Annotated in this window: 19 protein-coding genes; 13 read left to right on the plus strand and 6 right to left on the minus strand. The window is 69.2% G+C overall.

Going from position 1 to position 22,563, the window contains the following annotated elements; translation table 11 throughout:
- Nucleotides 1–23: 23 nt before the first annotated feature.
- A complete protein-coding gene (locus ACZ9QC_RS05895; protein WP_472919152.1) occupies nucleotides 24–1,487 on the minus strand; it encodes a benzaldehyde dehydrogenase in 1,464 nt (487 codons plus the stop codon).
- A gap of 53 nt (nucleotides 1,488–1,540) precedes the next feature.
- On the minus strand, nucleotides 1,541–3,184 hold the full coding sequence (locus ACZ9QC_RS05900; RefSeq protein ID WP_472919153.1) for an MFS transporter: 1,644 nt from the start codon (nucleotides 3,182–3,184) through the stop codon (nucleotides 1,541–1,543).
- A gap of 220 nt (nucleotides 3,185–3,404) precedes the next feature.
- On the opposite strand from ACZ9QC_RS05900, the gene ACZ9QC_RS05905 reads away from it, so the two are divergent.
- From ACZ9QC_RS05905 to ACZ9QC_RS05965, 13 genes are all read left to right on the plus strand, one after another.
- On the plus strand, nucleotides 3,405–3,899 hold the full coding sequence (locus tag ACZ9QC_RS05905; RefSeq protein WP_055539555.1) for a VOC family protein: 495 nt from the start codon (nucleotides 3,405–3,407) through the stop codon (nucleotides 3,897–3,899).
- Between the two features lie 4 nt (nucleotides 3,900–3,903).
- On the plus strand, nucleotides 3,904–5,592 hold the full coding sequence (locus ACZ9QC_RS05910; RefSeq protein ID WP_472919154.1) for a bifunctional 3-(3-hydroxy-phenyl)propionate/3-hydroxycinnamic acid hydroxylase: 1,689 nt from the start codon (nucleotides 3,904–3,906) through the stop codon (nucleotides 5,590–5,592).
- Nucleotides 5,589–6,431 carry a fumarylacetoacetate hydrolase family protein gene (locus ACZ9QC_RS05915; RefSeq protein ID WP_472919155.1) on the plus strand — a complete coding sequence of 281 codons (843 nt, stop codon included), beginning with the start codon at nucleotides 5,589–5,591 and terminating at the stop codon, nucleotides 6,429–6,431. Before ACZ9QC_RS05910 ends, ACZ9QC_RS05915 begins: the two co-directional genes overlap by 4 nt.
- A 93-nt stretch (nucleotides 6,432–6,524) precedes the next feature.
- Nucleotides 6,525–7,298, plus strand: a complete 774-nt coding sequence (locus ACZ9QC_RS05920) for an IclR family transcriptional regulator (RefSeq protein ID WP_472919156.1) — start codon at nucleotides 6,525–6,527, stop codon at nucleotides 7,296–7,298.
- Nucleotides 7,299–7,795: 497 nt separating this feature from the next.
- The gene (locus tag ACZ9QC_RS05925; RefSeq protein WP_216827036.1) at nucleotides 7,796–9,319 is read left to right on the plus strand and encodes a carotenoid oxygenase family protein; all 1,524 of its coding nucleotides are present in this window, start codon (nucleotides 7,796–7,798) and stop codon (nucleotides 9,317–9,319) included.
- Nucleotides 9,320–9,325: 6 nt separating this feature from the next.
- Complete coding sequence (locus ACZ9QC_RS05930; protein ID WP_123994204.1) at nucleotides 9,326–9,706, plus strand: nuclear transport factor 2 family protein; 381 nt, start codon at nucleotides 9,326–9,328, stop codon at nucleotides 9,704–9,706.
- A gap of 93 nt (nucleotides 9,707–9,799) precedes the next feature.
- Nucleotides 9,800–11,056: an MFS transporter gene (locus ACZ9QC_RS05935; RefSeq protein ID WP_472919157.1), complete on the plus strand. Its 1,257-nt coding sequence runs from the start codon at nucleotides 9,800–9,802 to the stop codon at nucleotides 11,054–11,056.
- 157 nt (nucleotides 11,057–11,213) lie between these two features.
- Nucleotides 11,214–12,659, plus strand: a complete 1,446-nt coding sequence (locus ACZ9QC_RS05940) for a FadR/GntR family transcriptional regulator (RefSeq protein WP_472919158.1) — start codon at nucleotides 11,214–11,216, stop codon at nucleotides 12,657–12,659.
- A gap of 95 nt (nucleotides 12,660–12,754) precedes the next feature.
- Complete coding sequence (locus ACZ9QC_RS05945; protein ID WP_472919159.1) at nucleotides 12,755–13,606, plus strand: DUF8021 domain-containing protein; 852 nt, start codon at nucleotides 12,755–12,757, stop codon at nucleotides 13,604–13,606.
- A gap of 16 nt (nucleotides 13,607–13,622) precedes the next feature.
- Nucleotides 13,623–14,945 (plus strand): acyl-CoA dehydrogenase family protein, encoded by a 1,323-nt coding sequence (locus ACZ9QC_RS05950; protein WP_472919160.1) that lies wholly within the window; start codon nucleotides 13,623–13,625, stop codon nucleotides 14,943–14,945.
- Nucleotides 14,946–14,963: 18 nt separating this feature from the next.
- On the plus strand, nucleotides 14,964–15,764 hold the full coding sequence (locus tag ACZ9QC_RS05955; protein ID WP_123994207.1) for an SDR family oxidoreductase: 801 nt from the start codon (nucleotides 14,964–14,966) through the stop codon (nucleotides 15,762–15,764).
- A 30-nt stretch (nucleotides 15,765–15,794) separates the two neighbouring features.
- Nucleotides 15,795–16,313: a flavin reductase family protein gene (locus tag ACZ9QC_RS05960; RefSeq protein ID WP_123994208.1), complete on the plus strand. Its 519-nt coding sequence runs from the start codon at nucleotides 15,795–15,797 to the stop codon at nucleotides 16,311–16,313.
- A 66-nt stretch (nucleotides 16,314–16,379) separates the two neighbouring features.
- Entirely contained in the window at nucleotides 16,380–17,843 is a 1,464-nt protein-coding gene (locus tag ACZ9QC_RS05965) for a benzaldehyde dehydrogenase (protein WP_472919161.1), read from the plus strand.
- Between the two features lie 593 nt (nucleotides 17,844–18,436).
- Here ACZ9QC_RS05965 and ACZ9QC_RS05970 read toward each other — a convergent pair.
- The 4 genes from ACZ9QC_RS05970 to ACZ9QC_RS05985 form a co-directional block, all read right to left on the minus strand.
- Nucleotides 18,437–19,654 (minus strand): MFS transporter, encoded by a 1,218-nt coding sequence (locus ACZ9QC_RS05970; protein ID WP_123994210.1) that lies wholly within the window; start codon nucleotides 19,652–19,654, stop codon nucleotides 18,437–18,439.
- Nucleotides 19,655–19,710: 56 nt separating this feature from the next.
- Complete coding sequence (locus tag ACZ9QC_RS05975; RefSeq protein WP_249829502.1) at nucleotides 19,711–20,925, minus strand: PucR family transcriptional regulator; 1,215 nt, start codon at nucleotides 20,923–20,925, stop codon at nucleotides 19,711–19,713.
- Nucleotides 20,926–21,002: 77 nt separating this feature from the next.
- On the minus strand, nucleotides 21,003–22,019 hold the full coding sequence (locus ACZ9QC_RS05980) for an amidohydrolase family protein (protein ID WP_249829501.1): 1,017 nt from the start codon (nucleotides 22,017–22,019) through the stop codon (nucleotides 21,003–21,005).
- Nucleotides 22,020–22,023: 4 nt separating this feature from the next.
- Entirely contained in the window at nucleotides 22,024–22,545 is a 522-nt protein-coding gene (locus ACZ9QC_RS05985; protein WP_123994214.1) for a 3-hydroxyanthranilate 3,4-dioxygenase, read from the minus strand.
- Nucleotides 22,546–22,563: the final 18 nt, after the last annotated feature.

Raw genomic sequence — 22,563 nt, forward strand, 5'->3', positions numbered from 1 at the left:
TGCGGGTTGGTGTGTCGGGGCGGTCAGAACGGGTAGCGCGGGAGTTCGCCGCGTACGGTGACCCACTGCTGTTCAGTGAAGGCCTCGAGGTTGGCGACGGAGCCACCGTGACGGGCGCCGGTGCCGGAGTCGCCGACGCCGCCGAAGGGGATGTTCGGTTCGTCGTTGACCGTCTGGTCGTTGATGTGGACCAGTCCGGTGGGCACGCGGTCCGCCAGGGCGAGGCCCTTCGCGACGTCCCGGGTGAGGATACCGAGGGACAGTCCGTACTCGGTGCCGGCGGCGAGCCCGGCCGCCTCGTCCAGGTCCCGGAAGGGGACGACGGGCGCGACGGGACCGAAGATCTCCTCGGCGTACGCGGGCGCGGTGAGCGGTACGCCGGTGAGCACGGTGGGCCGGTAGAACAGGCCCTCGTAGGTGCCACCCGCGGCAAGCCGGGCGCCGGCCTCGACCGTGTCCGTGACGATGCGGTGGACGTTGTCGCGCTGAGCGCTGTCGATGAGCGGTCCGACGGCGACGTCCTCGGTGGCCGGGTCGCCCACCCTGAGCGCGTCGGCGTGCTGGGCGAGCAGAGCGGTGTAGTCGTCGGCGACCGAGGCGTGGACGAGGTGACGGCTGCTGGCCATGCAGATCTGGCCGGCGTGGACGAAGGACCCCCAGGCGCCCACCGAGGCAGCCTGCTCCAGGTCGACGTCGTCCATCACGACGAGCGCGGAGTTCCCGCCCAGTTCCAGGTGGACCCGCTTGAGGTGCCGGGCCGCGGCGATACCGATGGCGCGCCCGGCCCGAGTGGAACCCGTGAACGCGATGACAGGAACCTGCGGATGTTCCACGACGGCTGCCCCGACGTCCGCCCCGCCGGGCAGGACATGCAGCAGACCGGCAGGCAGGCCCGCCTCTTCGAAGACACGGGCGAAGACGGCACCGCCGCTGATCGCGGTGCGGGGGTCCGGCTTGAGGACGACCGCGTTGCCGAGGGCGAGCGCCGGGGCCACGGCCCGCATGGCCAGGATGATCGGCACGTTGAACGGGGCGATGACGCCGACGACCCCGACGGGGGTGCGGCGGGAGAAGGACAGCCGCTGCTGCCCGGAACGCAGCAGCTCACCGTAGGGCGCCCCGGCCAGGGCGGCGGCCTCGAAGCACTCCTCCGCACCACCGCTGCTGACCTGCAGGGCGGCGAACGGCCGAATCGCACCGGACTCCCGTACCAGCCAGGTCTCGATCTCCTGCTGGTGCTCCTCGAAGAGACGCGCGGCGCGGCGCAGGACAGCGGCACGGTCGGAATACGGCCGCGCGGCCCACTCCCGCTGGGCCGGTACCGCCCGCTTCACCGCCCTGTCCACGTCGGCGGGCGTGGCGGTGCCGACGCGGCCCAGTGGCTTGCCGGTGGCGGGCTCGACGGCGTCGTACTCCTCGCCCGATCCGCTGATCCACTCACCGGAGAAGATCCGGCCTTCCCAGATGCTGCTGTCCAGAAGAGTCATGGTGTCCCGTTCCATGTCAGGGGCTGTTACGGCTGTGCCCTCGGGGCTGATGGTCAGGCGCTGGGGAGCGGCTTGACGGAGTTCGGGGCGCCGGCCGGTGCGGTGGCCGCCTCCTGGGCGGACGTGCCGACGGCCATGGCATCAGCGGCTCCGCTGTGCCGCAGGGCGAGAGCGGCGATCACCGCGCCTGCCAGGGCGGCGCCGGCGCAGACGTACATGCTGAGGTCGAGGCCCGATTCGAGGGCCTCGCGGGCGAGCGGGGCCACGGTGCCCGACAGGTTGCCGAGGTCGGCGTTGGCGACTGCGAGTGCGCCTCCTTCGGTGTTGACGGCCTCGGCTACGCCCAGAGCCTGTGGCGGAAGGCCGGAGGAGGCGAGCTTGTCGGCCAGGCCGCTGCTCGCCGTGCCGAGTGCGACGGCGCCGACGACCGCGGGGCCGAGGGCCTGCCCGGTCTCTCGGACGAGGCTGGTGACCGCGCTGGCCATGCCGGCGTACCGGATGTCGACCGTGCCGACCGCGACGGCCGTCAGCGACGAGAACATCGTGATGAAGCCGACTCCCATCAGCAGGATCGGTCCGGTCATGGGCGCGAGGCCCGTCGCGTCGCCCGGCAGCAGTGCCATCCAGAACTCTCCGGCGGCGAGCGACAGCAACCCGCCGACCAGCAGGGTGCGGGGGTGCACGTGCTGCAGCAGTTTCGGCAGGAACGGGGTGAGCAGCAGCGGGACCGCCTGAACGAGCGCGAAGGGCAGAGCGGCCTGGAACGGGGAGACGTGGTGGACTGCCTCCAGCTTGATGCTGAGCGCATAGGCGGTGCCGATGAAGCCGAACAGGGCGAGCAGTCCGATGGCGGCGGCCGCGGCGAAGGCGGGGGTGCGGAACAGGTCCAGGCGCAGCATCGGCGCCCGTGATCTGCGCTCCACGGCGAGGAACGCCGTGAAGGAGGCGGCGGCGAGGACGAAGGCGAGCACGATGTGGGGCTCGGAGTAGCCGTCGCTCGCGCCCTCGATGACGGCGTAGAGCAGCGCCAGCAGGGACACGGCGATGGTGAGCTGGCCGGGCCGGTCGAGGCCCCGGTCGGCGGTGGCCTGGCGGGATTCGACGATCCAGCGACCGCTGACGGCGGAGGTGACCAGGCCGAGCACCGCGAGCGGAACGAAGGCCCAGCCCCAGTGGGCGTGCTCGGCGATGAAGCCGCTGATCAGCGGGGCGATCATCGCGCCGAAGGCGAGGCTGAGTGCCCAGTACGACAGGGCCCTGGCGCGGGCGACGGGCTCCCGGGTGCCCGCGACGATCACCGCCAGCGAGGAGGGGAAGATCGCTGCGGCTCCCAGGCCGGCCGTCGCCTGGCCGGCGATCAGCTGGGTCATCGAGCCCGCGGTGGCGACGACCAGGCAGCCGGCCGTGATCAGCAGCCCGCCGAGGACCAGCAGGCGCTTTCGTCCGAACAGGTCGCCGAGGACGCCGAAGTTCAGCTCCAGGATGGCCGTCGGGAGGATGAACGCGGCCGGGATCCAGGCCAGGGCGGCGGCCGACGCCCCGAGGTCCTGCTGTATCTCACCGATGAGCGGCGAGGCCAGGGGAATGCCGATCTGAGCCACGCAGATGGCGAAGCAGGCCGCCACCAGCGTGGCGCGGCCCAGCGGAGCGGGTGTGTTCGGAGAGGGAGCGGGGCTCTCGGCAGCGGGATCGGTCATGAGGGATGCCTCCGGCGGTGCTCCGTGGACGCCGTTGACTGAGCGACGCACCGGACACCATGTCTCGGAAACCCGGACTTGGGTTTCATTTGGCAGGACCGTGCACTGTGGACTTGCCTCCAGTCAAGGGGCATGAAGGCGGAATTTTGCGATTGACGACCGGAGATCCGACCGCTAGCGTCCTATAAATCAGTTACTCAGTCCTGATATTGGAGACAGTATGAGCATCACTGGGCTCGGGCACACCGGCTTCTGGGTCGACGACCTCGAAAAGATGCGCGACTTCTACAGCCGGGTCCTGGGGCTGACGGTGACCGATGAGGACGAGGAGCGGCGCATCGTGTTCTTCTCGTCCCGCCCGGACGAGGAGCACCACGAGTTCGTGCTCCAGGAGGGCCGGACCGCCCCAGCCGGAAGCAAGCTCACGCACCAGGTGTCTTGGCGGGTGGACTCACTGGAGTCGATCATCGACTTCCACCACCGGTTCCGCGCCGAGGGCATCGAGGTCCAGCAGGAGGTCACCCACGGCAACGCGATCGGGATCTACTTCTTCGATCCCGAGGGCAACCGCAACGAGGTCTACCTCCGCCTGGAGCGTGACGTGCGCCAGCCGTTCCGCAAGAGCATCGATCTGGACCTGTCCCCCGAGGAGATCATGGCCGAGGTCGAGCGGCTGCTGACCGAGGGCGGACCGGCCTACCAGCCGGTCCAGTAGTCCCATGCCCACGACATCCGAGACGCCGCCTGTCCTGGTCGTCGGCGCCGGACCGACCGGGCTGACGGCCGCCCATCTGCTCGGCTCGCGAGGTGTACGGGTGCTGCTGGTGGAGCGCAACACCACCACAAGCAACGACGCCAAGGCGATCAGCCTCGACGACGAGTCCCTCCGTACCCTGCAGTCGGCCGGCGGCCTGGACGAGGCGGTCTACCCGATCCTTGTGCCGGGCACCGGCACGAGATACTTCGGCGTGGGCGGGCGGCCGCTCGTGCACGCCCGGGGCACTGGCGACCAGCGCCTGGGACATCCGTTCAAGAACCCCTTCGCCCAGCCCGACCTGGAGCGGGTGCTGTGTACGCAGCTGCGCCGCCTGCCCGGCGTCGACGTCCGTTTCGGCACCCGGCTGACCGCCCTCGCCCAGCACCCCGACCGGGTGCGCGTGTCCCTGCGAACAGGCGGGGAGGACGGGCCGGTCGAGGAGTTGGACGTCTCGTACGTCCTCGGCTGCGACGGCGGCCGCAGCACCGTGCGCGACCTGCTGTCCGTCCCCATGCGGGGACGCAGCTTCCCTGACGTGTGGCTGGTGGCCGACACCCTCGAGGACACGCACGACCAGCGTTACGGCATGCACCACGGCGACCCCGACCGACCCGTCGTCATCGTCCCGGGCCAGGACGGGCGTTGCCGCTACGAGTTCCGCCTCAAGCCGGGCGAGTGCGAGGCCGGTACCTCTCCCCCGTTCGCCCTCGTGCGCGAACTCCTGCGGCCCCACCGGGAGATAACGCCCGACCAGATCGAGCGCGCGGTCGCCTACAGCTTCCACGCGTTGCTGGCCGACCGGCTGCGCGAGGGCCGCTGCTTCCTGCTCGGCGACGCCGCGCACATGATGCCGCCGTTCGCCGGCCAGGGCCTCAACTCCGGGATCCGGGACGCGGCCAACCTGTGCTGGAAGATCGCCGAGGTGGTGGCAGGCCGGGCCGGTGACACCCTGCTCGACACCTACGACACCGAGCGGCGTCCGCACGCCCGCGCCGTGATCGACCTCTCCGTGCGCCTCGGCCGGATCGTCATGACCACCAGCCGCCCGCGTGCCCTGCTCCGCGACGCGCTGGTGCGCACGGCGACGCACATCCCGCCGGCCCGTCGCTACCTCACCGAGATGCGCTACCGCCCCGACACCCGGATACGGGCGGGGGCCGTCCTCCCGACGGACCACGCGGGCGGTGAACTCGTCGGCACGATGCTGCCGCAGCCACGGGTGCTGCACGGACCGCACCACCGCCCCACACGGCTCGACGACATTCTCGGACAGGGCTGGAGCCTGCTCGGGATCGACGTGGGCGACACCGACTGGGCCGCCGTCGTCCGGGCCGGCCTCCCCGAGGCCTGCGCCGTGCACGTCTTCCTGGACGACCGCACGCCGCGTGACCTGGCCGGCCGGACGGGGATCGCCGACGCCGACGGCCGGCTGGAGGCCCTCCTCACCGGGCTGACCGGTTCCTTCGTCCTCGTACGCCCCGACCGGTTCGTAGCCGCGGTGTTCACCCCCGACCGGGCCGAGTACGTCGGCGCGACGCTGCGGCGCTTCGCTCCTGCCCGCCCCACCCCGGGCGCCACCCCGCCCGCCTGCCCGCCCACTTCCGACCCCGCCCCCGAGGTCCCGTACGACACCCCAGGAGTACCCCGATGAGACTGAGCACCGTCCGTATCGCCGACGACCGCGTGACCTCCGCCGCCCGGCAGGAAGGCGACGAACTCGTCCTGCTGCCCTACGCAGACATGGGCGCGCTTCTCGCCTCCGGCGACGACTGGCAGGAACGCGCGGCCTCCGCCGACGGCGAGCGCCTGCCCCTGGCCGAGTCGTCACTCGCCCCGCTCGTCCCTAACCCGAACAAGATCGTGTGTCTGGGTCTCAACTACGCCACCCACATCAAGGAGATGGGCCGCCCCACCCCCACGCATCCCACACTCTTCGCGAAGTACGACGGCTCCCTGATCGGCGCCCACGACGACATCCACACGCCGCCGGTCAGCGACGATCTCGACTGGGAAGCCGAGTTGGCAGTCGTCGTCGGACGCCCCGGCCGCCACGTGTCGCGCGACAAGGCCCTGGAGTACGTCGCCGGCTACACGGTCGCCAACGACGTCACCGTGCGGGACTGGCAGCACCGTACCCGTGAGTTCCTCTCCGGCAAGACCTTCGAGGCCACCACCCCGATCGGGCCCGCTCTGGTCACCGCCGATGAACTCCCGCCCGGTGCCTCGGGGTTGGACATCTCCTGCAGCGTCGACGGGCACACCATGCAGAAGTCCAACACCGCGGACCTGCTCTTCGACGTGGCCGAGACCGTCGCGTACATCAGCACCATCATCACGCTGCTGCCCGGCGACCTGATCCTCACCGGCACCCCTGGCGGCGTGGGCGCCGGTCGCGATCCGAAGGTGTTCCTTCGCCCCGGCCAGGAACTGATCACCACTGTGGAAGGCATCGGGGAACTCCGCAACACCGTCATCAAGGACCAGCTGTGACCCATGACAACAGGACAACGGCGACCATGCGGCACCGCCGGGCCTCCACCGGCCGACGCCCCACCCACTAGAGTCTCTCGTATGTCAGGAAACATGTCTTCCAGCTACCGCGAGCGCAACTCCACGGCCGACCGGGCACTGGACATCCTGACCATGTTCGACGACGTCCATCTCGTCGTCTCCGGAGCCGCCGTGGCCGAGCGGCTCGGCGTCGCGCGCTCCACCGCGTACCGCTACCTCCAGAGCCTGGTGGCCGGGCGTTTCCTCGAAGAAGCTCCGGGCGGCGGCTTCCGGCTCGGCCTACGGGTGTTGGAGATCGCCCGAGTGGCCCGCCGCAGCTACGGTCTCTCCGAGGTCGCGGTGCCGTCGATGGAATCGCTCGCCGAGGAGGTGCACGAAACCGTGCTGCTGACCCGGCGCACCGGCGACCTGGTGGTCTGCGTCGACCGCGCGGAAAGCACCCGCGCGGTGCGGATCTCGTACGAGCGCGGCAGCGCCCTGCCGATCAACGCCGGCGCCTCCGCCCTCGTCCTGCTGGCCTGGAGCCCGGACGACGAAGCCCGAGGGCTGCTGCAGAACGCCGAACTCCGCCGCTTCACCTCGGCCACCCTCACCGACGTCGACGCCCTGATGGAACGACTCGGCCGGATCCGCCGCATCGGCTACTCCGTCACCCGCGGCGAACTGGATCCCGACGTGGTCGGCATCGCCGCCCCGATCCGGGACGAGAACAAGCAGGTGGTCGCGGCGGTCAGCGTGGCCGCCCTCGCCTCCCGGGTCTACCCGGAGGCCGAGACGGAGATCGCTCAGAAGGTTCTGGCCACCGCGCATGAGATCAGCGAGCGGATGGCCGTCGTCGCGGGCTGACCCCTGGTCCTGCTCCGTCCGGGCGGGGTGGCGCGGCAAGCCGTGCCAGGGCTCGACCGGGCGCCAGGCACACAATTTTTCAGTATCACGGCACCGGCCCTTTGCGGTCGAGATGGACGCCCCCGAGACCCGGCGATTCGCCGGCGAGGCGATGGAAGGCAGATGTCGTCCTGCGCTCCGACGCAGGCATGACCACCGCCGCGCACAAAGAGCTCGGCTCAACAGCCGCGGCGAGGAAACAGTCCCAACACCGGAAACGTCGACCAGCCATTGACGCTCACCGGTGTCAGCAAGCAACACGGATCACAAGGCAGATGCACAGCCGAGCGGAGTTCGCGCGACAACGCTCGCCGGGACCGTAGCGCAGATCAGAAACACCCAGGTCAGCGGCGTGCGTGACGCCTGGTACCTGCCAGCCGTCACCGGAAGTGGGATGCGGTGATTCCACCGTCTGGTTTGGGCAGCGACCGCGTCCTACTGTCAGAAAACCGCAGCTCGTGGCGAAATTCTGCGCGACGGCAGTCAAAGGAGACGGCTTCATGGCAAAGACTTTTCCACCCGAAATCACCATGGGAATGGACGAGCCGTGCCGGTTCGATATCGAGGTGTTCGATCTGGAGGTCGTCGAGGGCACAGTACCCGCGGACATCGACGGTCTGTTCGTCCAGGCGGTTCCCGACCAGGTGTATGTTCCCGAGGTCCCGGTGCTGTGGCCGATGACCACCGCTGCGGGCGGGGACGGCGCGGTACGCGCGTTCCGAATCAAGGACGGCTGCGTCGACTTCCGGACCCGCTATGTACGCACCGAGCGTTTTCTGCTCGAGCGCGAGGCCCGCCGATCCCTTTACGGGAATTACCGGGATCCGTACTCCGACGACCCGAGCGTCGCGGGCACGAGCCGTACGACGGCGAACACCGCCATCTACTTCCACGCCGGCCGGATGCTGGCCTCGAAGGAAGACGGACTGCCGTACGAGATCGATCCCGTAACCCTCGAAACCCGGGGCGTATGGAATGCGCACGGTGATATCACGAGTCTGACCTTCACGGCCCACCCCAAATTCGACTCGGACACCGGCGAGATGTTCGGTTTCGGTTACGCCGCAAAAGGCGAGACCACGCGCGACATCGCCTACTACGTGATCGACGCCTCGGGCAAGGTGATCCACGAGGCCTGGTTCGAGGCACCGTACTCGGCCATGATCCACGATTGCGCGCTGACCGAGAATTTCATGCTCTTCCCGGTCATGCCCATCACCAGCGACCTCGACCGTCTGAAGGCCGGCGGCCCGCACTTCGTGTACGACGGCGACCTTCCGCAGGTCTTCGGAGTCATCCCGCGCTTCGGTGATGCTTCCGAGGTGCGCTGGTTCCAGGCCCCGCCGGCCTTTCCCGGCCACACGATCAACGCCTACGAGGAGGACGGTGTCATCGTCTTCGACCTGTACGAGGCGGACGGCAACGGCTTCGCACCGGTCGTGCCCGACAAGAACGGCACGCCGACACCGCCTGGCAGCGTCACCACCCGGCACGTGCGCTGGCACATCGACTACCACACCGGCGAGGAGCGGCTCACCGAGCGGGAGGTGCTGGCAGTCGTCAACGGCGAGGGGCCGCACATCGACCCGCGCCGCGAGTCGAAGCCGTACCGCCACGTCTTCGTGCCGACGCTCGACCGCGACAAGCTCGAGACCGACGTCAACGGCCGTCCCTATCCGGTGATGTTCAACCAGCTCAGTCACTTCGACCTGGTGGCCGGGACCCGTGACGACTGGTATCCCGGGCCGGCCGCGACGTTCCAGGACCCCGTGTACTTCACCAAGTCCCCTGAGTCCGCGGAGGACGACGGCTATCTCATCGCCACGCTCAACTGGCCGACGGAAAAGCGCAGCGAACTCGTCATCCTCGACACGCTCGACCTCGCAAGCGGGCCGGTCGCCCGGCTGCGGCTTCCTGTACGCATGCGCCTCGGCATCCATTCGACGTGGATCGACGGCGCCCTCGTCCCCTCCTGGAGGTGACCCACCATGTCCGGTGACCAGCCCAAGGACATCGTGCTCAAGATGATGTCACTCCTCGTCGATCCCTCAACCTCGGAACAGGCGCGCGAATACCTCACCGAGTCCTATGTCCAGCACAATCCCAACATCGACTCGGGAGCCGACGCGATCATCGAGTGGACGAAAACCGATCAGGCTCGCGTGGCCCGGGAATCCATGCGCCCTGCGCCCGAGCCTCCGGTATTCGTCGCCGAAGGAGACAAGGTCGTGATGATGCTGGCCCGGGACCTGCCCGACCCGGACGACCCGGGAAAGACCTATCGCTCCTACTGGTTCGACATGTGGCGGATCGAGGACGGCAAGCTCGCCGAGCACTGGGACGGTGCTCCCAAGGAACGAGCAGGATAGACGTCGAATTCGGGCGACGGAGCCCGGTCGCGAGAGGGTTTTCGAATGGCATCACATGTTCGTATCCCCGCTACAATCGCCGCTTTCTTCTGTATGGCCTTCGGCATGTCGGCTATTTACGTGGGATCCCTGTCGGTCTTTCTCGGTCCGGTTTCGGCGTCGATGGGTTGGGGTGTTTCCGTCTTCACCTCGGTGTTCACGGTGTCCGCCTACATCGGCGCTTTCAGTACTCCCTTCAGCGGGCGCCTGATCGACCGGGTCGGGGTGCGGATCCCGGTCACCATCGGTATCGCGGCCTTCGCCCTGGGGCTGTTCGGCCTGTCCCGGATACACTCAACCGGCTTCGTGTTCTGGGCATCCGCCGTCTGCATCGGCATCGGTGCCGCACTGGCCGGGCCGGTAGCCCACGTGCGCGTCGTCTCCTCGTGGTGGGACACCAACCGGGCGCTCGCCCTCGGCCTGGTGGTCGCGGTGGCCCCCGCGCTGTCGCAGTCCCTGGTCGCGCCGGTGGCGCGATGGCTGATCGACGCATTCGGCTGGCGCACCGCCTACGAGGTGCTGGCCGCCGCTGTCCTGGTCGTCGGATGCACATCGGCCCTGTTCTTCCTGAAGGTGCGGAGCGCGGATGCCGCCACGGATTCCCCGGCTGCTGCCACGCCGTCCCCGGCGGTCTTCGAGGGCGTGCCCGCGAAGCGGGCATACCGGTCCCGAACCTTCTGGACCCTGACGGCGGCGGAGTGCCTCGCGACGAGTTCGTTGATCGGCACGCAGGCGCACATGGTGCACTGGTTCACCGGCCGCGGCGTCACCGGCGGCACGGCGACTTTCCTGGTGTCCCTCATGGCGGTGTCCGGGATGGTCGGCGTGCTCTTCTCCGGCTCCCTCACCGACCGCATCAGGTCGCACCGCGTCGCCGCCGTGCTCTACACCCTGCCGGCGATCAGCCTGGCGCTGCTTCTCGCCGCCGGGAACACCTTGTGGATGCTGGGCGTCGGAGTCGTCCTGATGGGATGCGCGCTGACCGCCGTGACACTCCTGTTGCCCTACCTGATCACCCGGTACTTCGGGCTTCGGGCATCCGCCGAGATATTCGGCATCAGCCTCGGGTGCAGCATGATCAGCATCGGAACCGGGCCCACGCTGATCGGCATAGGCTTCGACACCTCCGGCAGCTACACGCTCCCGATCTCACTCGCCGTGGCCGCCACCACGGTCTCCGCGCTGCTCATGTTCACCCTGAAGCCGTACATCTACGCGGTGGTCAAGCCCGCTCCTCGCGATGCGGGCAGGACGCACACGGTCACGGGCGGGACGGACACACGCCTCTCCGGACAGGAGGCAACCCCCTAGCGTCGGCGAGCCGCCGGCAACCGAGTGCGATCACGCCCGTTGCTCCGCCGCACCCCGGATCTGAGGGACAGCAATGAACACAACCAAACGCTCTCGCGGGCCCTCCGATGGCCGCGCCGGAGCACGGCGCCCCCGTACGACCGGAGCGACCGGAAACATGCTGTCGGAGCTCTACTCAAGCGTGGTCGGCGACCAGGAGCGACTGACCAAGCTGCCTCTGCTCGTCTCCCGGGACATGGAGGAACGTCTTATCCGCGATGGCTGGCCGGTCGGCAAGGTCTACGGCAGCGAGGCCGACATGGCCGCGTACTACGGCGTCGGCCGGGACGTCATGCGGGAGGCCGTACGCGTGCTGGAGGCACGTGACGAGGTGCGGGTACGGCGCGGCCCGCAGGGCGGCATCGCAGTGACCAGGCCGGGCGGCACACATCTGCTGGTCATGATCGGCGGTTACGCCTACCTCACGGGCCTGGGACTGCCAGACATCGTCGAGGCGTGGAGTGCCGTGCATGTCAGCGCCGTACGTCTCATAGGTGACCGGTCACGGCAGGCCGGCGGCAGGCCGCTGTGGGAGAGCCATGCGGCGGACGACGGCGAGATACCGGACACCGCCGGGCTGCTCGGGCGGTTCGCCGCCGAGGTGATCGACGGAAGCGACAGCGGTCCGCTGAAGTACTTCAACGACGTCCTGGCCCCACTGCTGCCGCGGATGAGTACCGCCCTGGGGGCCGACGAGCTGGCCGACATACGGCAGCGGATCATCCATGACCTCGATCGCGGCCGTACGGAGGACGCCGTGCGTCAGGCGCGTACGCTCTTCTGCGGCGCGGCGCGGGACACCCTCGCGCAGGTCGCACGGACGGGCGACTGGAAGGGCACGCCGGTGCCTGAGCCGCTCGAGCAGATGCGCATACCCGCGTTCGCGGCCGTGCGGCGGATGATGTCGGAGATCACGCCAGAGGAATGGGTGCGAGGCCGGCCACTGGGCAACGAGTGCGAACTGGCCGAACGATTCGGCGTCGATCGCAGCGTCATCCGCCAGGCGATCCGCATGATGGAGGACGCGGAGACGGCGGTCACGTTGCCCGGACGCGGACACGGCCTGATGACCCGGTGCCCGGGCCCAGCCCCCCTGAGCCGTCAGGTCTGCGTCTACCTCGCGTCGCACTCCGAACCGCCTGAGGGCGCCGCCCTGGCACTCGGCAGTCTCATGATCGAAATGGCCGAGATCGCCGCCCGGAAGACAGGTCCCCGCGATGCCGAGCTTTTCGACGCGCTCTTCGATGAACTGCGGCAACTGACGAGTGCCGCACCAATAGCCAGTCTCCAGTTGATCGAAAGGCTACAGAACCGCCTGGCACGCAATGTGCTGCTGACGCTCTTCGTGAATGGCATCAAGGCCTATGTGTCCTGGAGCATGAGCGAGGAGTTGTATGCGCCGTCCTGGGTCATCGAGTTCTTTGCCCAGTCCACACATGATGTCCTGCGGGCCATCGGCCGTCGTGACGCACCGGAAGCAGCCCGGCTTCAGGCCGTGAAACAGGAAATGCTCGCGCAGTACCGCCAAGCCGTGCTCGAAGGACAGGAGCCGGAATTCCGGTGAATCCGCCGTCTGGTTACCGATAGAGCCGAGGCCTAGGGTCAATCTGCGTGGGCCGACAGAAAACATCCACGCGAAGAGCCAGGAGGCGGGCAGGAATGCGAACCCTGACAGGTGGTGCCGGAATGACGCACGGTCGGGAAACCGAGCGGGACCTTTTCAGGCACGGGGAGAGCTTCCTCCAGAGCCTGGTGGGGCACGATCCGGGCCTCGCGAGGCTCGCGCGCTCCTTCCGGGCGACGGAGAACGCCGATGAGGTCGCACCAGGACATGGGCTCTGGGCGACCGCGGAGGATTTCCTCGGCCTACAGACCTTCGCCGATCCGGTCCAGGGGCAGCTCATGACCATGGGGGTCGTCGTCACGGCGGGACAACGCCGGCCGTTCGGCCTGCGTCTGAGGGTCGTCGGGGACGAGGTGACCGAGGCAGAGGCCATCATCAGCACCGATCCGAGCGGGCACTTCGCCGATGTGGACCAGTTGCTGGCACCCGACGTGCTCTACGACGCACCGGTTCCCCCCGACCGAGCCTGCGACCGGAACGGGCTGGTCCTCGCGGCGGACAGCTACTGGACCGCACTGCAGGAAAGCGACGGCAGCCTGGCTCGCTTCGGATACCGATGTGACCGTTACGACAACGGCAAGAAGGTGACGAACACCCTCACCACTCTGCTGTCTCCGGACGCCACCGTGCACACCGTCGCGAGTTGCCTGAACAACACCCGAGGCGCCAGGCCTACGGCCCGTGGGCGCCGCTGCCCGGTTGTCGACGTGGCCCGCGGAATCGCGGCAAGTGTGGTCGTCGTCGACTTCCACCCCGTCCCCGGCAGCCCGCGACCCGACAACGGCTCTTTTTACATGATGGCCCTCTTCAAAGTGGTCGACAACGAAATACGCAGTATCGACGAAATACGAGAAATCCTGCCGCTCGGCACACCATCGGCTTGGTGAGCGAAAGGATATGCATATGAAAGAAGCGCCAGATATGACTGGAGCAGGGTCTATCCACGAGTCGCCGTTCACGACACCGGAGGGGCGCCATATCCGTGACGCCGTGCGGGCAGCGGTACCGCTGATCCGGGAGAACGCCCCGGAAGGTGAGAAAATCGGCTGTCTGCCGTCGCCCACGCTCGATGCGCTGCACGAGGCCGGAGCGTTCCGGGCCTCAGTGCCGCTGGAACTCGGAGGCTATGCCCTCGGGGCGCGCGATCTGGCCGAAATCGTCAGCGCGGCGGCGAGCGGCGACGGATCGGCGGGCTGGACCGCCATGATCGCGAGCGGGTTCACCCGGGTCATGCTCACCTTCCCGCAGGAGACGGTCACCGAGGTCTACGCACGCGCTCCGCAGTGGCCGGGGCCGGTCGTTGCGAGCGCCTCGCTGTTCTCGGAGAGGATTCAGAAGGCCCGCCCGGTTCCGGGCGGCTACGTGATCGAGGCCGGGAACAGGTGGGGCTTCGGCAGCGGCTCCAAGCACGCCGCCTATCTGGTCGTCGGCATCGAGGTGGAAACCGCCCCTGGCACCACGACGCGCATGATGGCGTTGCTGGAGAAGGGCCAGTACGAGATCGTCGACGACTGGCACGTCATGGGACTGTCCGGTTCGTCCAGCAACAGCGTCACGACACCTGCGGAAGTCTTCGTCCCCGAACGGCGCGTCGCGGATCTCGCCGGCCTGCCGGGGCGTCTGGACGGCCTGCACCAACGCTACGCGGGGCTGGGCTTCGCCCTCGACGCCAGAGGCCTGATGCTCATCGTGGCCATGGAGACCATGGCCGTGGTCCTGGGAATGGCCAAGGGCGCCTTCGACTGCTTCGTCGACCAGAGCCGCCGCAAGAAGCCTTTCAACCTCCCTTACGACACGCTGGCCGCCACGCCGTCGGTGCAGGTCGTCGCGGGTAAGACGCGCGCCATGATCAACGCGGCGGAAAGCCTGCTGTTCGGCCGCGCGGACCACATCGACCGCAAGGCGCGCGACGGACAGCCGTTCACGGCGGCCGAGGAGTCCGAGATCACGATGGACTTCGTGCACGCCGGCAATGTCTGTGGTGCCGCCATCGACGCGATACAGATCGCGCTCGGCTCGTCCACGGTCAGTCTGCGCAACCCGATTCAGCGCTTCGCGCGCGATGCGCGGGTGGCGTTGACCCACGGCTCCACCCGGCTCGACCCGGCGGCGGAGATCAGCGGACGGCATCTCATGGGGCAGGCACCGTTCACCGACGGCATGGCGGCCGTGCCCGGCGTGGCCAAGGCCGCAGAGGCCCCGCGGATCGTCGAACCCGTCGCTTGAGCCGGACCAGGAGACATCATGAACCTCGAACTGAACGGCAAGCGGGTCCTCGTCACCGGCAGCAGCTCGGGCATCGGCACCAGCATCGCGCTGGCACTGGCCGACGAGGGCGCCCATGTCGTCGTGCACGGCCGGAACGGAGAGCGCACGTCCAAGATCGCGGCGATGATCCGGGAGAACGGTGGCCACGCCGACGAGGTGCTCGGCGACCTCACGGACCCCGACCAGGTCGACGCCGTCTCCCGGCAGCTACTCGACTCCGGAGGCGTGGACATCCTGGTCAACAACGCGGGCGGACGTCATGGAGGTTGGGAGCGCGACGGTTGGTTCGGGACCTCGCCCGACAACTGGCTCGAGACGTACAAGCTGAACGTGATCTCGACCGCGGCCCTGGTCAACAGCCTGGTCCCCGACATGAGGGAGCGCGGCTGGGGACGCGTCATCCAGATCGCCAGCGCCATCGCCCTGCACCAACCGCCCAACTTCCCCGACTACCAAGCGGCCAAGGCAGCGGAGATCAACATGACACGCAGCCTGTCCCGCGGCCTGGCCGGAACCGGCATCACGGCCAACTCCATCAGTGCCGGCATCATCCACACGCCCGGCTCCGCCGCGGAACTCGCCGCCATCGCTGCCGAATTGCAGCTGGAGGGCGGGTGGCAAGCGCACGAGCGCCACATCGCCGTCGAAGTGTTCCACCAGACCGCCGGCCGCATCGGCAGGCCGGAGGACATCGCCGCCGCCGTCTGCTACCTGGCCAGCCCCCGCGCCGACTTCGTGACCGGCGTCAACCTGGTCATCGATGGCGGCATCAACTGAACCGCTCAGGCGGCGAGGAGAGAAGTGTCGATGCAAGCATCCCCGGAGACGCCCGAAGAGCTGCGCCACGCGTTCGGTCACCTGCCCTCCGGAGTGGTGGCGGTCTGCGCCCTCGTGGGTGGCCGGCCCGTCGGGATGGCGGCGAGCTCGTTCGTGCCGGTCTCTTTGAAACCGCCGTTGGTGTCGTTCTGCGCGGCACGCACTTCCCGCACGTGGCAGGCGCTGCGCCAGGCGCCGAGCCTCGGTGTCAGCGTGCTCGCCGAGGACCACGCGACCCTGTGCCGGGCGCTCGCCTCCTCGGCAGAAGATCGTTTCGCGGGTGTCCGATGGGAGGCCGGGGAATCCGGCGCGGTCTTCCTGCCGGGCACGGTGCTGTGGCTGGAATGCGCGCTGGACTCCGAAATCGAGGCGGGCGACCACGTGATCGCCGTACTACGGCTGCACGGGACCTCATTGTTTCCGCAGGTGAGGCCGCTGGTGTTCCACCAAGGGCACTTCGAGCGACTCGGCCCGTCCCAACCCCCCGCCCGGACACATGCTTCGGCGTGACCGACGGGCGGCGATGTCAATCGCGCAGCGGCTGACCCCCCATCACCCTACGAGGAGCAGAACATCATGACGCTTATGGAAGCAGGCGACTGGTCGGAGAGGATTTTCTCCGGTGAGTGGATCAAGGGTTCGGGCGAAGTCTACGACGCGCTCGAGCCGGCGACCGGTGAGACCCTGGGGCGGGTCGGTGCGGCCACGCCCGACGACCTGGGGCGGGCTGTGGGGCAGGCGGCGCAGGCGCAGCAGCAGTGGGCGGCGCTGCCGTACGTCGAACGGGCACAGGTCCTGCGGCGTGCTGCACACCTGTTCGAAGAGCACCACTCCGAGATCGCCGAGTGGATCGTGCGGGAGTCGGGGGCGCTGAGGGCGTTCGCAGAGTTCCAGACCTCTAACGGGGCAGCGGAGGAGTGCCACGAAGCCGCGGCGCTGTCCGCCGCGCCGTTCGGGGAGGTGCTCCGCTCCGTGGAGGACCGGCTGTCGTTCTCCCGTCGGCGCCCGGTCGGCGTTGTCGGTGTGATCTCCCCGTTCAACGCACCGATGGTGCTGGCGATGCGAGCGGTGGCGCCGGCGCTGGCTCTGGGAAACGCCGTCGTCCTCAAGCCCGACCCCCGGACCGCGATCTGCGGCGGTGTAGTGATCGCGAGGATTTTCGAGGAGGCGGGACTTCCCAGCGGCCTGCTGCACGTACTGCCGGGGGGCGCTGACGTCGGCGCGGCACTGGTGGATCACCCCCAGGTGCCCGTGATCGCCTTCACCGGATCCACGAGGGCCGGAAAAGCGATCGCGGCAGCGGCAACGCGGCATCTGAAGCGCGTCCACCTCGAACTGGGGGGCAACTCGGCGCTGATCGTCCTGGACGACGTGGATGTGGAGAAGGCGGCGTCCGCGGGGGCGTTCGGCTCCTTCCACCATGCGGGGCAGATCTGCATGGCCTCAAGCCGGCATCTGGTGCACGCGTCGATCGCCGAGGAGTACGTCGAGTCGCTGGCCCGGCGGGCGAATGCCGTGACAGTGGGAGACCCGGCGAGGAGCGAGGTGGCAGTTGGCCCCATGATCGACGAGCAGCAGTTGCAGGCCGCGCACGCCGTCGTCAATGACACCGTGGCGGCAGGTGCCCGGCTCGTGGCAGGCGGCACCTACGAGGGCCTTCTGTACCGGCCGACCGTGCTGACCGACGTCCCCTTGACCGCACGCGCCTACCAGGAAGAGATATTCGGCCCGGTCGCACCCGTGGTGCCCTTCCACGATCTGGACGAGGCGGTGAGGCTGGCCACCGGAACCGAGTACGGACTCTCGCTGGGCGTGCTGACCCGGGACATCGCCAAGGGTCTGGTACTGGCCGAACGCATTCCCACAGGGCTCGTACACATCAACGACCAGACGGTCAACGACGAGGCCACCGTGCCCTTCGGCGGTCGCGGCGACTCCGGCAACGGCTCCCGTCACGGCGGCGCCACCGCGAACCTCGAGGCCTTCACCGAGCAGCAGTGGGTAACCGTCCGGGGCGACATCCCCACCTACCCCTTCTGACTCCAAGCTGCCCCGGCGCCGAGCGCAGGCCACAGGTTGCCGGGATCGCGGGGCGCGTCGCCGAGTTCGAGGGGGACCAGGTGGTTCCTCGTAGTCGGCGATGTTGGTTTCGAAGTATCCGTAGTCGATGATGCCCTGGGCCTTGAGCGGGTTGGTGCAGGACGTCGGAGGACGGACCGTGGCGGTCCACCCGGATACGCAGATGGGGCTGTTGCTGTTCGGCTGGGTGACGTCCGGGTTGTAGGCGCCGGGCGTGCAGGGGGCGTCCGGCAGCGGCAGGCGGGCGGTCGGGCAGGTCGATGCCTGGGCAGTGTCGGCCGAAGCGGCGACCAGGCCGGCGGCCGCGATGGCCAGGGCGCCGGTGGTGGCGGTGAGGCGACGCATGGAAGGCTCCCGCAGCCCTCGACGCCCGAGGCCTGAAGCTCATCGTAGCCATGGCAGGCCGTCCCATCGCCGAACTGCCCCGTGTGCCTTGGGAGTTGCGGTAAAGCAATGTCTGGGGCGCACGCATGGCTTCTCAGGTGGCCCGAAGGAGCGTGCTCGTGCCCGGCCATCGGTCCATCGCCGAAGCCGAAAAACTTGTCGCCAAGGGGTCACGGCTGCGACAGGACCGCGACGCGCCCGGCGGGGCGGCTGCGTCCTGACATCACTGTGAGCGCGACCGCGGCAGCGAGCGCGAGTGCTATGAGCACGGCGCTGGAGACCATGAAGGCGCGATCCACTCCGATGTGTCCGATGACGCTGGAGGCCAGGAACGGCGACACCGCCAGCGCGCCGGCGATACCGGCCTCCCACAGGCCCAGAGCCTTGGCGAGGTGGGCCTCGGGAATGCGCTGTTGGACAAAGGCGATCAACGGGATGTCGGTCAGGGCCGACGCGAGTCCGGTGACGGCGAGGAGCACGGCGATGGCCGCAGGCGCGTGGACCAGGCCCAGCGGAAGGCGGAAGGCTCCGAGCAGGGCCCAGGCCAGGACCGCGGTCACGGCGAGTCTGGGCAGCGGCAGGCGTACGAGCACCAGGGCGCCGGCGATCTCGGCGAGGCCGGCGATGCCCAGCATGAGCCCGTACTGACCGCCTTGGCCGACCAGAACCACCAGGCCGACGGCCAGGAACCCACTGGCCACGGCGAGCGCGAGGACGAAGGTCGCGATGACGACCAGCACATCGGGCGCCGCCCGCAGGGCCGCGAGGCCGGCGGCGAGGTCCGCGCCCAGCCGGACGCGCGGCCCGGCCGGGGCGGGACGGCGGACGCGCAGGGCGTACAGGGCCGCCGCGGAGAGCAGGAAGGTGAGCCCGTCCACCACCATGACCAGCGGAAAGGAGCCGAAGGCGAGCAGCGGGGCGAGCAGCAGCGGTCCGACGAAGAAGGCGGCTCGGAAGGCGACCTGGAGCACGCCGTTGGCCTGCTGCAGATGCTCGGCCGACACGAGCTGGGGCACGATCGCGTTCCGTGCCGGTGCGAAGGGCGCGCCGATGAGGGCCAGCAGGGCCGTTCCCAGGACCAGTACGGTCAGGTTCAGCGCACCTGCCAGCAGCATCCCCACCCCGGCGGCCACCATGGCCGCGCGGGCGAGGTCGGTGCCGATCATCAGGCGTCTGCGGTCGTAGCGGTCGGCGTACGAGGCGGCCACGAAGGTGGCCAGGAACGCCGGGGCGTACGCGGCCACGGTGACGAGCGCGACCGCCGACGGGTTGTGGGTGAGGGCCCATGCCTGCCAGGCGACGGCGGCGGTGTACAGGCCGTCGCCGAGTCTGGAGACGCCCTGGCCGACGAAGAGCAGCAGGAGGTTGCGGTCGCTGAGCAGTGCCATGCCGAAAGGGTCCTCGGCGGCCCCCGCACTGCTCAACTTATTCGTCGGAACACTAATCAGTCGGGGATCTCCAGATCGCGCATGCGCAGGTGCAGTTCCGCCAGGAAGCGCGTCTGCGCGTCACGCGGGTCGAAGCCGCTCACCTCTCTGATGCGTTGGAGGCGGTAGCGGAAGGTGTTCGGGTGCAGATGCAGCTGCGCGGCGGCGGCGTTGGTGTCGCCGAAATGGTCCAGGTAGCAGCGGAGTGTGGCCAGGAGCTGGGTGTGCTGGCGCCGGTCGTGGCGTTCCAGTGCGGAGACGGCGCCGCCCAGGGTCTCGCCGTCCTGGCGGAGGGCGCCCCGCAGCCGGGAGAGGGCGTACAGCAGCTGGACGTCCTCGAAGGCGGCGACGCGGGGGGCCGACGGGTACTGCTGTTGCAGCCCGTTGATCCGGTCGACGTGGGATCTGGCGTACGGGATCCGGCCGGGTTCCGCAACGGCGGAGCTGACGGCCAGCACGATGCGCTCCCGCAGCGCCGCACGGTCCCACAGGTCCCGGGCGACGTTCACCGAGCGGGCCCTGGCCTCGGTGTCGTCCGTGGATGCCGGCCAGGGCAGCACCGCGTAGGTGGCGCGGTCGTGCCGGGTGACGAGGGATCGGGGGTGCACGGTCGTCAGGTACAGACGCAGCATGTCCGACGGGGTCTCGCCGAAGGCCGCATCATGCGCCGACCGGCCCGGCGCGGCGGCCAGGACAGTGGCTTTGGTGGTGGACAGCCCCAGCCGCGCGGCGGCCTGTTCGGCGTCCGCCGTCCCGAACAGGAGGGCCTCCAGGTCGTCATTGTCAGTGGTGCCCTGCCCGTCGCGGCTCATACGGACGGCGATCGTCTGCGCGGCGGCGCGGAAGTGCGCCGTCTGCTGTGGGTCGAACGGGGTCTGGGTGGTGGCCCACAGGTATCCCAGGTGCGGACCGTCGTGCTGGACCCGGCAGGCCATCCGGGGCTTGGCCCGGTCGGAGGCCGGGTCCAGGAAGACGGGCTCCGGGGAGGCGATCAGGCGGGCGATGTCACCCCGGGAGCGCAGCACCTCGACGAGCCAGGGCTGGGCCTGCCGCTCCAGGATCCCGGAGACCCTTTCCTCGTCCGCGCTCTGCTGTCCTTTCGACCAGGCGAGCACCCGGAACTCGGTGTCCTCCAGGACGATCGGCACGTTGAGGAGTTCCCCGGCGGCGTCGATGACCGAGAACAGGTCTTCACGCCGGCCGGCCGTGCCGTCGCGGCCCAGCTGGGACATCTCACCACCTCCGCAGGTCCGGCAGTCATGTTAGGCGGCTTGTGCACTGGTCCTGGCCCGGCACCGGGCACCGCCTCTCAACCGGCGAGCCCGAGGAAGCGTTCGGCGTTGCCCCTGCGGATCGACGCCTTCTCCTCGGGAGAGAGGAAGCCGCTCTCGCGCACGACGCGGCCCGCGGGCCGCTCACCCAGCGGGTACGGGTAGTCGCTGCCGACCATGACCTGTCCGGCGCCGTAGGTGTCCACCAGCAGTCGCAGGGCGCGCGGGTCGAAGACGACGGAGTCGACGTGGAACCGGCCGATGTAGTGCGACGGAGGGTGTTCGGAGGTGCCCACCACGTCGGGGCGGCCCCGCCAGGCGTTGTCCATGCGTCCGAGCCAGAGGGCGAAGGATCCTCCGCCGTGCGCGAAGCAGATCTTCAGCCGGTCGTCGACACGGTCGAAGACCCCGCCGAGGATCATCGCCAGGAGCGACAGATGGGTCTCGGCGGGCATGGCGGTCAGCCACTGCGCCATCCAGCGGCGCAGTCGGGGTGAGTCGTCCATGTCCCAGGGGTGGACGAAGACCGGGACCTGAAGCAGGGCGCAGTGCTGGAGGAAGGTCACGACGCCCGCGCTGTCCAGGTCGTGGTCGCCGACGTGGTTGCCGATCTCGACTCCCCGGTGCCCGTTGGCCAGGCAGCGTTCCAGTTCGCGGCAGGCCGCGTCGGGGTCCTGCAGCGGCACCTGGCAGAAGGGGACGAGGCGGTCGGGGGCCGGGGCGACGATGTCCAGGGCCAGGTCGTTGAAGATCCGTGCGATCCGTGCCGCCTCGGCACCGCTGCGGCCGTAGTGGAAGAAGGCCGGCGTGGGCGAGACGACCTGCATGCCGATGCCGTCGGCGTCCATGTCCTTCAGACGGGCCGACGCGTCCCAGCACTCGGCGCCGATTCGCCGGAACTCCCGGGATCCGAGCATGATCATCGCGTCGGCCTCCGACTCGACGCGCAGCCAGGGCGCCTGGGGACCGGCGTCGGCGCGGAGGTCGGGCCAGCCGTGCGGGACGTAGTGGGTGTGGATGTCGATGGTGTCGGTCTCGTGCGAGTGCTCGGGCACGGGGTCATCCCTTCCCGGGGTGCTCGGCCCCACAGGAGCCGCAGATCCGGGCCTGCCGGTCGTCGTAGAAGGCGGCGAAGACGGGGGGCAGGTCGGCCACGATGTCGGTGACCTGGAGCTCCACCTCGTGGACGAGGGCGTGGCAGGCGGGGCAGTACCACTGGAACTTCTCCAGGGTGCCCGGCTCTCGGACGCGTTCGATGACCAGGCCGATGCTGTCGGCTTCCGGGCGCTGCGGGGAGTGCGGCACGTTCCCGGGCAGCAGCCAGGTCTCGCCCTCCCGGATGTGGACGGCGCGCGGGCCGTCCTCGGTCATGACGTCGACGTACATGGCGCCGCGCACCTGGTGGAACCACTCCTCGTACGGGTCGACGTGGTAGTCGGTGCGCTGGTTGGGGCCGCCGACGACCTGGACGATGAAGTCCGCGCCCAGGGCCATGGTGCGGTTGTTCACGGGCGGCTTGAGCAGGTGGGCGTGGTCGTCGATCCACTTCTGGAAGTGGATGACCTCGGGGAGGGCGGTCATGACGTGTCTCCTTGGAAG

This window comes from Streptomyces sp. HUAS MS02, from assembly GCF_055702265.1.